This window comes from Mesorhizobium sp. M2C.T.Ca.TU.002.02.1.1 (genome assembly GCF_003997225.1).
Genome location: NZ_RZTO01000131.1, coordinates 1 through 10,468, shown reverse-complemented (window position 1 = coordinate 10,468; position 10,468 = coordinate 1). Strand labels below are relative to the sequence as shown.

The following is a 10,468-nucleotide window of genomic DNA, read 5'->3' as shown; positions in this document are numbered from 1 at the left end:
TCGAAGGGCTGAGCAGGCATTTATGTCGGTCGCGGTTCGTTGCGAAAATCGCAAGCGGCATAGCCGCCTTCTCCCGCCGGCACAACCACTTGGCGATGCCGCGAACGCGTCGCCTTGCGACGCATCGCGGAGGGCTTGCATTGCTCCGGCGGTTGCACCATGTGGAATAAAGCCAAGAGAACAGCATGACCGCCATCGAATCCCCCTGCATCCTGGTCTGTTCGATCGATATGAAAACCGGGTTCTGCTTCGGTTGCGGCCGCACGCGCGACGAGATTTCCGGCTGGCTGACGATGACCCCCGAAACGCGCCGGGCGGTGATGGCCGAACTGCCGGCGCGGCTCGAAACGGTCGAGCGGCGGCCGCGCCGCGAGACCCGGCGTACCCGCATGGCGCGCGAGCGCGGCGTTTTGTGAGAAGAAACCGATGAATCGGCTGTTCTGGATTGTCATGGCGGTGATCGGCGCCGGGGTCGTGCTGCTCATGCTCAACAATTCGGCCGGCCACACTTTCGGCATGGACAACAACGATTTCGGCCGGCTGATCTGGGTCGGCGTGCTGGTGATGGTGATCGGCGCGAGCCTGCTCCGCTCGGGCCGGCCGATGGGCGACATGGCGCGCAATATCGGCGTCTGGGCCGCGCTGATCCTCGTGCTGATCGCCGCCTACCAGTATCGCTACGAGTTGCAGGACGTCGCAAGCCGCGTGACCGCCGGCCTCGTGCCCGGCAGCCCGCTGGCGCTCGGCGTGGAGAATGGCCGCCCGACCGTCACGCTCGACAAGGCCGACAACGGCCATTTCGAAGCCCGTATCCTGGTCAACGGCACGCCGGTGCGCGCCGTGGTCGACACCGGCGCGACCAGCACGGTGCTGACGTCCGAAGACGCCCAGGCCGCGGGTTTCAACCCGGCGGCGCTCAGCTACAGCGTGGATGTCTCCACCGCCAACGGCATGGCGCGCGCGGCGACGGTCAGGACCGACGAAGTGGCGATCGGCGGCATCGTGCGCAAGGACATGTCTGTGATGGTCGCCGCGCCCGGCATGCTGGACCAGAGCCTGCTCGGCATGAACTTCATCGGCTCCTTGTCGGGTTTCGACGTGCGCGGCGACCGCATGATCCTGCGCGATTGATGCATATCGCCCAGAAGTGCGTAGCGGTTCTGGGACCACGATATGCATAGGAAAGAAGGTTAAAGCGCAACGCGCTTTAACTGAAGATCAGGCTGCCTCGGCTTCCGCGGCAGTGAGATCAACCGCGGCGAACGCGGCGTTCAGCACCTCCGCCCCCGCGCCTGGCTTGTTCGCATCCGTCGACAGGATTTGCCGGAAGCGGCGCGCCCCGGGCAAGCCGTGGAACAGTCCGACCATGTGGCGGGTGATGTGGCCGAGCCGGCCGCCTCGCTCGATGTGGCGCGCGGCATAGCCGGCCATGGCGTCGATCAGCGCCGGATAGTCGAAGGCGGCAGCCGCCTCGCCGTAGAAAGCAGCATCGATGCCGGTGAGGATGCCCGGCGTATGATAGGCGGCGCGACCGAGCATCACGCCATCGACACGGGAAAGATGCACCGACGCCTCGCCGAGCGATTGGATACCGCCATTGATGCCGATGAATTCATCCGGCTTTCTGGCCTTCAGCCGGTAGACGCGCGGATAGTCGAGCGGCGGGATGTCGCGATTCTCCTTGGGACTCAGCCCCTCCAGCCAGGCCTTCCGCGCGTGCACCCAGAGCGCGTCGGCGCCGGCGGCGAGCACGCCGTCGGCGAGCGTGTCGAGGGCGGGCTCCGGGTCCTGATCGTCGACGCCGATGCGGCATTTGACAGTGACGGGGATCTTCACCGACGCCTTCATGGCCGCGACGCATTCGGCGACCAGAGCCGGCGTCTTCATCAGGCAGGCGCCGAATGTCCCCGACTGGACGCGGTCGGACGGGCAGCCGACATTGAGGTTGATCTCGTCGTAACCGAAGGTCTCGCCGATCCGCGCCGCCTCGGCAAGTTTTGCCGGATCCGATCCGCCAAGCTGCAACGCGACCGGGTGCTCGACATCGTCGAAACCGAGCAGTCGCTCGCGCGCGCCATGGATGACCGCGTCCGCCACCACCATCTCGGTGTAGAGCAGAGCCCGGCGCGTCAACTGGCGGTGGAAGAACCGGCAATGCCGGTCCGTCCAATCCATCATTGGTGCCACGGCGATCTTCGTCTTCATGGGCCTACTTCATCGCTGCCATAGATGTAACAGTCAAATCCTTTAGCGCGGCTTGTCGTATTCTCGTTTAATTTCAACGGCTTCTGGAGGCAGGGACAAAAGCCCCCTCCACGGAGGGACCTTCTCCTGATTCACACTTTTTGTTAAAAAGCAATAGTCCGATTTGAAATTTCCACAAATAAGCGTAAAGTTTTTGTGCTCATGTTATGAGCGGGAGGCGTACAGGCAGCGATGCCTGTCTAGAGGGGCGGGGTTGAGTATGCCCTCATTGTCGATCCTTGGTGCCCGCCGTTGGTGGGTCACCGATGCGCGTAGGACGCATCCGCCTAGAATTGCCTGACGGGGCAAGGAGCGGAGGATCAGCGGCGGCGCCTCCCAACCCCCTCTACCCCCTGAGCCAAATCCACCACTCCAGGTTCTTTAACGATGGCGCGTGGCGCCGGCCTTGGCCGGCGGATGCGCGCCCATGCGGCCGGTTGCCAGCGTTGGGGCTGACTACGCACCTGCCGCATTGAACGGAGGCTGTCATGACCATCACCACGGACATCGGTGGCACGCTGATGCTCGACCGGACGTCGGGTTTCAGCACGGATGACGCCGCAGCCAGCGGCGTTCTCGTGGCCTCCGGACTTCGAGCGCCGCGGATAACCGCGGCCACGCGAATACGATGTGTAGAACCAGTCAACCATCCAAGAAAGGATGAACATTATGGCTACCATTAATATCGTAGGCGAGTTGGTTAACGACCAGACGGCCGGTATACAAAATACCGCTACCGGCGACCCCGATGGCGATGATGTCGCAGTAAGCGTCTCCGGCGGTTTGCTGGTCAGCGCTGACCTCGACCCCGCCTTCGTCACCTATCTCAACGGTCTCGGCTTGACCGCAGGGCAGTTGGCGTTCGCTGACTCCGCCGAGGCGGCAAGTCAAGCCGACCTCGTGCAGGTGACGGTGGGAGCGAACGAGGTCGTGGACAGCCTGATCTTCGCCCCTCTAACTCACGCGGATTCTGGATTGAACACCGTGGGTGGCGAAGACATCTTCCTCACCACGTCGGCGGACGGCAAATCTGTGCTGGCGACTGATACCAGCGGTGACATCGTCGCCGCCTTCTACATCATCCCCAACGGTGACAATACGTTGGGCACGGTGCAGATGGTCACCTTCGCGTCGATCGCTCATCCGGACAACCTCAGCCCGGATGACAGAGTGGACTTCAGCGACATCCTGAAAGTCCGCGCGTTGTCACACACGGATGAGTCCGTCGGTGGCAGCATCAACGTCGACGATGACGGCCCGACAATCACAGCCAACGGTACAGAGCCGACACTCACCACCGACGACACCGACACCCCCACCAGCAGCCAAACCAAAAACTTCGCGGGTGCGTTCACCTCCGACCCTGGCACCGATGGTCTCGGCGCAGCCGGCATCACCTACGCGCTCGGCACGCCGGGCGGCGCCTCCGGCCTGATCGCCACCCAACTGAACGAGGCTATCAACCTGTTCAACAACGGCGGCGTCATCGAAGGCCGCACGGCGACGACCAACGCGCTGGCATTTACGGTTGAAGTAAATGCCACCGGTGACGTCACGCTCACTCAACTGCTGGCCGTCAGGCATGATCCTGAGAGCGGGCCGGACCAGTCGACCGGCCTTTCGGCAGCCAACCTCGTGACCTTGACGGCGACGATCGTCGACGGCGACGGCGATACCGCCTCGGATATTGCGAATATCGGCGATAACCTTCTATTCAAGGACGACGCGCCAAGCATCAGCGCGCCGCTCGACAATGTGATCGTGACCGTGGACGAGTCAAACTTGGCCGGCGACCAAACCAAGGGCTTCGCAACCCAGTTCACGTCGGACGGTGGCAAGGACGGCTCTGCCGGCATCATCTATGCGCTGAGCGTCGTCGCGGGTGCGTCTGGGCTGTTCGACACACTCAGCGGACAGGCAGTCAATCTGTCGCTCAACGGGAGTGTCGTCGAAGGCAGGACCGCGACGGACGGCGATCTGGTGTTCACGGTGAGCGTGGATAGCTCCGGTCAAGTCACGCTAAACCAGATCCGGTCGGTTATCCACGACCCCAACAACGGTCCGAACGACACCGAGACTCTGGACGCGGACAACCTGATCAAGCTGACGGCTACCATCACCGACAAGGACGGTGATAGCGCCTCGGCCGTCCTCAACATTGGCCAGAACCTTGTCTTTACGGATGATGCTCCGTCGATCGTGAAACCGTTCGACGGCGACCCCGGCACGGGTGGTATCCAGCACGAGACGCTGAACAATGTACTGAGCCCCCCTGCCGCTCCGGCTACCGGGGACTTCAAATACAGCATCGGCGCGGACGGTCGCGTGGTTTACGACGCGACCCACTCCGACTTCGGTGATGCTGACCCCATCACGGCAGGTATTCAGCGCCTGGTGCTGACCGGTACGGTCGACAATGCGCAAAACCCGGCGATAACCAATGTCCAGACGTCACTCGTTTCGGAGGACGCCAACAGCGCACAGTTCTCCTTCTCGTTCCATTACGACAAGGATCCGATCACCGCCGGGGTGCAGGACGCGACGGCGGGTGGCACGTTGACCTTCGACAAGGTTGCAGGCACGTACTCTATCCAGTTGAATGACGTGATCGACGGGTTCAGCTTCAACGTCTTCCACTCTTCGGAGCTGTTGACGAAAGCACCTCCCGGCAACACCGGCCACCCCGAACTCGTGGTGACCGAGTTGGATCACGCCGATACCGGCCCGAATCCGGCCGATAGTGACGGGTTCTACGTGCAGTTCACGGCGAACTCGAACCCGAGCGGCAGCCCCTTCGGGTTTAACGCCACGGGTGACGGCGCACCGAACGGACCGCCTCTCGACACCACCTACAACAACGGGCAGTTCATCACCAGCAACTTCGAGGACTGGGTATCCGCCACGCAGTCGACCAACGGCGTGGCCGGTGACACGATCCAGAAGGGCGAACTGCTAACGCTCCGGTTCTTCAACGAGAACATTCTGGGCGACGTGAACCCGGGGGCTCCCGGTGGCGGTACCGAGAAGATCACGCCGACTGACAAGGTGGACGCTATCGCCATCAAGTTCGACGGCATCGGCAATGCCGAGAACCTCATCGTGGTTCTCGACCTCATCGACGACAAAGGCACGGCATCTACCGCCGACGATGTCCATACGACGCGGTCGATCGTTGTGGACAATGCGGACTTCTTCAAGGGGAACACGGTGCCGTCTCCATACAGCACGGAGTTCTCGCTCGACAACAACGACGGTCTCGTGATCATCGAGAAGGGTGATTACAACAACGCCGCTGCCGGTGAGAACTTCTCGATCCAGGGTATGCAGATCATGCAGTCCAGCAACGGGCTGACGGGATCCGGCATCAACCTGACCAAGGCGACCGACGATCCGAACACTGTCGCGGTGGAGGGCAACAGCCCGGTGACCGGCACGCAGCAATCCTGGGGATCCACGGATAACGACGTCCTCAAGATCACGGACATCGGCTTCATCCAAACGACGTCCGGGCAGATCGGCGCCAGCCTCGACTTCGCGGTCAACATCCAGGACGCCGATGGCGACGCCACGGGCATCCAGCACTTGGCGGTTGACGTCATCGCCTGACACCTGACCAAAGGGAGGCGGCGCACGCCGCTTCCCTTCTCCCTGTGCAGATAATCTCGCGTCCCGCGCGAAACCTCAAACCAAGGCGTCAAACCGCATACAGGGCAGATACGATCATGATGAAATCGCCACGTCCCTCTGCCCTGCAGGCGGTGATGCGAGAAGCCAGGCGCGCCATAAGACCGCTTATCTGGTTTAGCGCCGGCATCAACACATTGATGCTGACCGGCGCGTTCTATATGCTCCAGGTCTATCACCGCGTGCTTGGCAGCCATAGCTTGGAGACATTGGTGACGCTATCGCTGATGGCGGCGGCGGCGATCACCACGATGGCAGGGCTAGAGATAGTTCGCGCACGCCTGTTGTCCACCGTCGGGACATGGTTGAACGCCCGATTAGCTCCGGTACTTCTGAGCGCGTCGGTTGAATACGCCGCCTCGGCGCCGGGCCAGATCAACGCCCGTGCGCTGCGTGACCTCGACCAGGTGCGGAATTTCTTCACCAGCCCAAGCATCTACCCGATCCTCGACGCACCCTGGGCGCCGATTTTCCTGGGCGCTATCTTCCTGATGCACCCTTGGTTGGGCTGGCTGGCGACCAGCGGCGGGATCGTGCTGTTCGCGCTGGCGTTGCTGACCGAATATCTGACCCGCAAGCCAATGGCGGAAGCCGCAATCGCCCAGATGCGGGCCTACATGCAGGCCGAACAGACGATCCGCAACGCCGAGGTCGTCCAGGCCATGGGCATGCTGGGCCCCCTACTCGAGAGCTGGAAGGCCCAGCAGGACGAGGCAAACAGAGGACAATCTCTCGCCAGCAACCGATCCAGCACCATCTCGGCCCTCGCGCGCGCTTTCCGGCTGGCTCTGCAGATGGCCGTTCTCGGCCTCGGCGCATATCTGGTGCTCAAAAACGAGGCGTCGCCCGGCATCATGATCTCCGCCTCGATCCTGATGGGTCGCGCACTGGCCCCAGTGGAACAGGCGATCGGCACCTGGAAGGCGACGATCGGGGCACGGAACGCTTACAAGCGTCTCGTCGCAGTGGCCGGTCAGAGGCCGGAGGCCACACCGGCTCTGCCATTGCCGCGCCCAAAGGGAAAGTTTGAGGCCGAGAACATTATGCTCGCCAGGCAGGGCGGCGAACCGATCCTGCGGGGAATCAGCTTCCGGCTGAAGCCTGGCGAAGCCATGGCGTTGATCGGCCCAAGCGCAGCCGGCAAGACGAGTCTGGCGCGCGTGTTGGCCGGGGCTTGGCGTCCGACCAGCGGTCGCGCATTGCTAGATGGCATGAGCGTTGCCGAATGGGCGGCCGAGGATCGAGGCCGACATGTCGGCTACCTGCCGCAGGATATCGAACTCTTCGCCGGCACCGTTTCCGAGAACATCTGCCGCTTCGCGCCGCTCAGCCCGGCGGCCTTCAACAACGTGGTCAAGGCCGCGCAATTGGCCGGCGTCCACGACCTGATCAAGAGACTACCGAAAGGCTACGCCACCGAGATCGGTGAAGGCGGCGCGGCGCTGTCTGGCGGGCAACGCCAGCGCATTGGGTTGGCGCGGGCGCTCTATGGCGACCCGGCGCTTCTTATCCTTGACGAGCCCAATTCCAATCTCGACCACGAGGGCGAGCAAGCACTGGCTATGGTCATCGGCGGGCTCAAGGCGGCTGGCGCGACCTTGATCTTGATCTCGCACCGGCCAAGCATTTTGGACAAGGTCGACAAGGTTCTGGTGCTTAACCACGGCGCACAGGACCTGTTCGGGCCACGCGACGCCGTGTTCAGCGAACTCGCCCGGCGGGTCCGCGAGGCGAATCCCCTTCCTGCCGTGGCGGCGAACCAAGATAGCGCCCACGAGGCGAACCCGCTCCCTGCCGTAGTGGCGAACCAAGGTAGCGTCCGCAATCCGGCCCGCCGATACGCTGCACGAAAACTGTCGCCTAAGTTCAACCTTGTTTCCGAGACCATCCGCGATGGCGGTGCAGCCGTCGCCCAACCGTCAGAGCAGGAACAGCCATGAAGGTCGTCCCGCTGCCGCTCCCGCCACCCTCACGACTGGACCCGGTGCCGCTGCGTCTGGCAGGCGTGACGCTCACCGGGTTTGCAATCATGTTGCTGTTCTTCGGTGTTGGCGGGGGATGGGCCGCGCTCGCGCCATTGGACAGTGCCGCGGTGGCGCCGGGCGTCGTCAAGGTCGCGGGCGACCGCAAGCTCATCCAGCACCTCGAAGGCGGTATTATCGCGGAGTTGAACGCCGCCGACGGCGATATCGTTAAGGCTGGCAAGGTCCTCGTCCGGCTCGACGACACCCAGGCGAAGGCGCAGCTCGATCTCTTTCAGAACCGGATTGCAACGCGCGAGGCCTTGGCCGCGCGTCTCAGGGCCGAGCGCGACGACAAGGCCGAGGTCGAGTTCGATCCGGCATTGCTCGCAAACCCCGCCGCCGCCGCAAGGGACGCGGTGGCCGCGCAGCGCGACGTGTTCGCGGCCAAGCACCACAATTTGAAGGACGAGCGGGAAATTCTCGGCCAGCGCCGGCACCAGACCGAAGAGGAGGCAGCCGGACTGCAGGAGCTCATCGCCACGCAGGACAAGCAGGTGGTGGCGATCGAGGGCGAAACCAAGGACCTTCAGGGCCTGCTCGACAAAGGGTTGACCACCCGCGAGCGGTACCTGTCGCTCAAGCGACAGCAGCGCGAGATCGAGGGAGAGCGCGCTACCAACGTCGCAGCGATCGCTCGCGCCAGAAGCGCCATGGCCGAGATCGACATGCAGATCCTGAACCTCAACACAGTACGCATGAACGAAGCCGTCGACGAGTTGAGCAAGGTCGAGGCGGAACTGTTCGATCTCGGACAGCAGGCGCGCTCCGCCAAGGACGTGCTTGCCCGCACGGATATCGTCGCGCCGGTTGACGGCATCGTCATGGACCTGAAGGTCCACACGGCAGGCGGTGTCGTGAAACCCGGCGAGACATTGATGACGATCGTGCCGCTCGGACAGCAGCTCGTGGTCGAAGCCTTGGTCAAACCGGAGGATGTCGAAACGATCGCCCCCGGACAGCCCGCGCGGGTAAGCTTCCCGGCCTTCGCCCGCTACAACCTGCCGCCGCTGGAGGGCGTCGTCGGGGTGGTGTCCGCCGACCGCATGGTCGACGAGCACAGCGGAGCACCGTATTTCGCCGCGACCGTGTTGATCGACAAGAACGAGCTCGCCAAGCTCGACGGCCGCAAGCTCCTGCCAGGCATGTCGAGCGAGGCGATGATCCGGACAGGCGCCCGCACCATGCTGTCCTACCTCGCCGAGCCGATCACCCAGAACTTCCGCCGAGCCATGCGAGAGAAATAGCTACCTGCACAAGTACGAGTGCAAACGCAGCTTCGCCTCCGCGGCCGCAGGTCGATGCTTCGTCAACCCGGCGTCGGGAGCCGCTGGGGATCTTAACGCCTCAAGGCGTGGATGCTGCCCGTCGATCAGCCACCCCAGCCCGCCGCATCCTCACATGATTGCGACCGGCGTGGAATAGTTTCCGGCCGGGCTCGGTATATGCGGCATCGAGGTGAAGTTTGTCCGCGCTCGCTATTTTGGAGAATTTCCGGGTGCTCAAGCATAGCGTCTCAGGCGCTGGAGCGCGCGGGGCAAGTGTGAGCGCAACAATGTCTGCGCGGGCTTGCTCGCGACCGAAAATTCTGCCGGTCGGACCCGGTATCCCGCTGCCCCGTCTTCCAAGCTGGGTCGCCTCTGCAGAGAGGCCTCATCATATCGATCAACAGGACGATTTCCGGCCGTTGTCGGCCCGATTGCGGAAATCACCGTGAAGCAAAAAAGTGTCTCAAACGGAGGAAACCATGGCAGCCAATCAAACAATTTCGCAGCGCTTCGACGAATATCAGCCCTCCAAGACATTATGGTTCTGGTCGGTCGTCGGCGCCGTGGTGCTGACAATGATAGTCGGCTTCACGGCTGGCGGCTGGACCCTGGCGGGAACAGCTGCGGAAATGGCGAAGACGTCCGCCATCAAGGCGCGGGCTGAACTCGTCGCCAATCTTTGCGTCCAAAAGTTCATCACCGCGTCAAACGCGAGCGAAAACCTGACCAAGCTGAAGGGAACGTCCTCGTACCAGAGAGATAGTTTCATCACCGACGGCGGGTGGGTAAAGCTGGCCGGAATCAAGAGGGACGCCCCGGGCGCCGCGGACCTGTGCGCGGACAAATTGGCAGCGATGGACACAATCCCGACCAACAGCGTGGCTCAAGACAACACCAAAGGCTGACCGCCACTTCAGGTTTCGCCTGGCAACGCGCGTGTTCTGCCGGGCATTCATCGGGATGGAGGCGAGGCCATGTATGAAGCGTGGTTTTCTAGGCCGGTGCCGGTGGTGACCGGCATTTCTGGCGAGATCAAGAATCTTTCCAATGCCAATCAAGCGGTCGACTTGCTCACCAGACACTGGCGCAGTCCAGGAAGCCAGAGGCACTTGGCGGCACTGCGCGCTTGCCGCCAGGCCATGAACGGCGGCATGGCGGCCGACGTCGCCAGGGACGCATTGGTCGACGCGGCTCGAGAAGCGCACATGCTCGTCGAATAAGCCGGCAACGAGCAATGGTCCGGACCCGGTG

Annotated in this window: 9 protein-coding genes; 8 read left to right on the top strand and 1 reads right to left on the bottom strand. The window is 62.9% G+C overall.

Annotated features, from left to right (window positions below; genetic code table 11):
* Positions 1-185 precede the first annotated feature (185 nt).
* Both EOD07_RS09845 and EOD07_RS09840 read left to right on the top strand, forming a co-directional pair.
* The gene (locus EOD07_RS09845) at positions 186-416 is read left to right on the top strand and encodes a DUF1289 domain-containing protein (protein ID WP_095818013.1); all 231 of its coding nucleotides are present in this window, start codon (positions 186-188) and stop codon (positions 414-416) included.
* Between the two features lie 10 nt (positions 417-426).
* On the top strand, positions 427-1,131 hold the full coding sequence (locus tag EOD07_RS09840; RefSeq protein ID WP_127235290.1) for a TIGR02281 family clan AA aspartic protease: 705 nt from the start codon (positions 427-429) through the stop codon (positions 1,129-1,131).
* 87 nt (positions 1,132-1,218) lie between these two features.
* On the opposite strand, the gene dusA is transcribed toward EOD07_RS09840, so the two are convergent.
* Entirely contained in the window at positions 1,219-2,205 is a 987-nt protein-coding gene (dusA, locus tag EOD07_RS09835; RefSeq protein ID WP_127235289.1) for a tRNA dihydrouridine(20/20a) synthase DusA, read from the bottom strand.
* 527 nt (positions 2,206-2,732) lie between these two features.
* Between dusA and EOD07_RS09830 the strand changes: the two genes are divergently transcribed.
* The 6 genes from EOD07_RS09830 to EOD07_RS09805 all read left to right on the top strand — a co-directional run bounded on the left by EOD07_RS09830 (position 2,733) and on the right by EOD07_RS09805 (position 10,437).
* Positions 2,733-2,927: a hypothetical protein gene (locus tag EOD07_RS09830; RefSeq protein WP_127235288.1), complete on the top strand. Its 195-nt coding sequence runs from the start codon at positions 2,733-2,735 to the stop codon at positions 2,925-2,927.
* Positions 2,914-5,850 carry a DUF5801 repeats-in-toxin domain-containing protein gene (locus EOD07_RS09825; RefSeq protein WP_127235287.1) on the top strand — a complete coding sequence of 979 codons (2,937 nt, stop codon included), beginning with the start codon at positions 2,914-2,916 and terminating at the stop codon, positions 5,848-5,850. Before EOD07_RS09830 ends, EOD07_RS09825 begins: the two co-directional genes overlap by 14 nt.
* A 116-nt stretch (positions 5,851-5,966) precedes the next feature.
* Entirely contained in the window at positions 5,967-7,868 is a 1,902-nt protein-coding gene (locus tag EOD07_RS09820) for a type I secretion system permease/ATPase (protein WP_245470005.1), read from the top strand.
* Entirely contained in the window at positions 7,865-9,196 is a 1,332-nt protein-coding gene (locus EOD07_RS09815) for an HlyD family type I secretion periplasmic adaptor subunit (protein WP_127235286.1), read from the top strand. Before EOD07_RS09820 ends, EOD07_RS09815 begins: the two co-directional genes overlap by 4 nt.
* A gap of 500 nt (positions 9,197-9,696) precedes the next feature.
* Positions 9,697-10,122 (top strand): hypothetical protein, encoded by a 426-nt coding sequence (locus EOD07_RS09810; RefSeq protein ID WP_127235285.1) that lies wholly within the window; start codon positions 9,697-9,699, stop codon positions 10,120-10,122.
* A gap of 69 nt (positions 10,123-10,191) precedes the next feature.
* Complete coding sequence (locus tag EOD07_RS09805) at positions 10,192-10,437, top strand: DUF982 domain-containing protein (protein WP_127235284.1); 246 nt, start codon at positions 10,192-10,194, stop codon at positions 10,435-10,437.
* Positions 10,438-10,468: the final 31 nt, after the last annotated feature.

What these genes read in the sequence shown, in the direction of transcription:
- EOD07_RS09805 (WP_127235284.1), top strand. Translation starts at nt 10,192, where the DNA reads ATGTATGAAGCGTGGTTTTCTAGGCCGGTGCCGGTGGTGACCGGCATT.
- EOD07_RS09820 (WP_245470005.1), top strand. Translation starts at nt 5,967, where the DNA reads ATGATGAAATCGCCACGTCCCTCTGCCCTGCAGGCGGTGATGCGAGAA.
- EOD07_RS09810 (WP_127235285.1), top strand. Translation starts at nt 9,697, where the DNA reads ATGGCAGCCAATCAAACAATTTCGCAGCGCTTCGACGAATATCAGCCC.
- EOD07_RS09845 (WP_095818013.1), top strand. Translation starts at nt 186, where the DNA reads ATGACCGCCATCGAATCCCCCTGCATCCTGGTCTGTTCGATCGATATG.
- dusA (WP_127235289.1), bottom strand. Translation starts at nt 2,205, where the DNA reads ATGAAGACGAAGATCGCCGTGGCACCAATGATGGATTGGACGGACCGG.
- EOD07_RS09815 (WP_127235286.1), top strand. Translation starts at nt 7,865, where the DNA reads ATGAAGGTCGTCCCGCTGCCGCTCCCGCCACCCTCACGACTGGACCCG.
- EOD07_RS09830 (WP_127235288.1), top strand. Translation starts at nt 2,733, where the DNA reads ATGACCATCACCACGGACATCGGTGGCACGCTGATGCTCGACCGGACG.
- EOD07_RS09840 (WP_127235290.1), top strand. Translation starts at nt 427, where the DNA reads ATGAATCGGCTGTTCTGGATTGTCATGGCGGTGATCGGCGCCGGGGTC.
- EOD07_RS09825 (WP_127235287.1), top strand. Translation starts at nt 2,914, where the DNA reads ATGGCTACCATTAATATCGTAGGCGAGTTGGTTAACGACCAGACGGCC.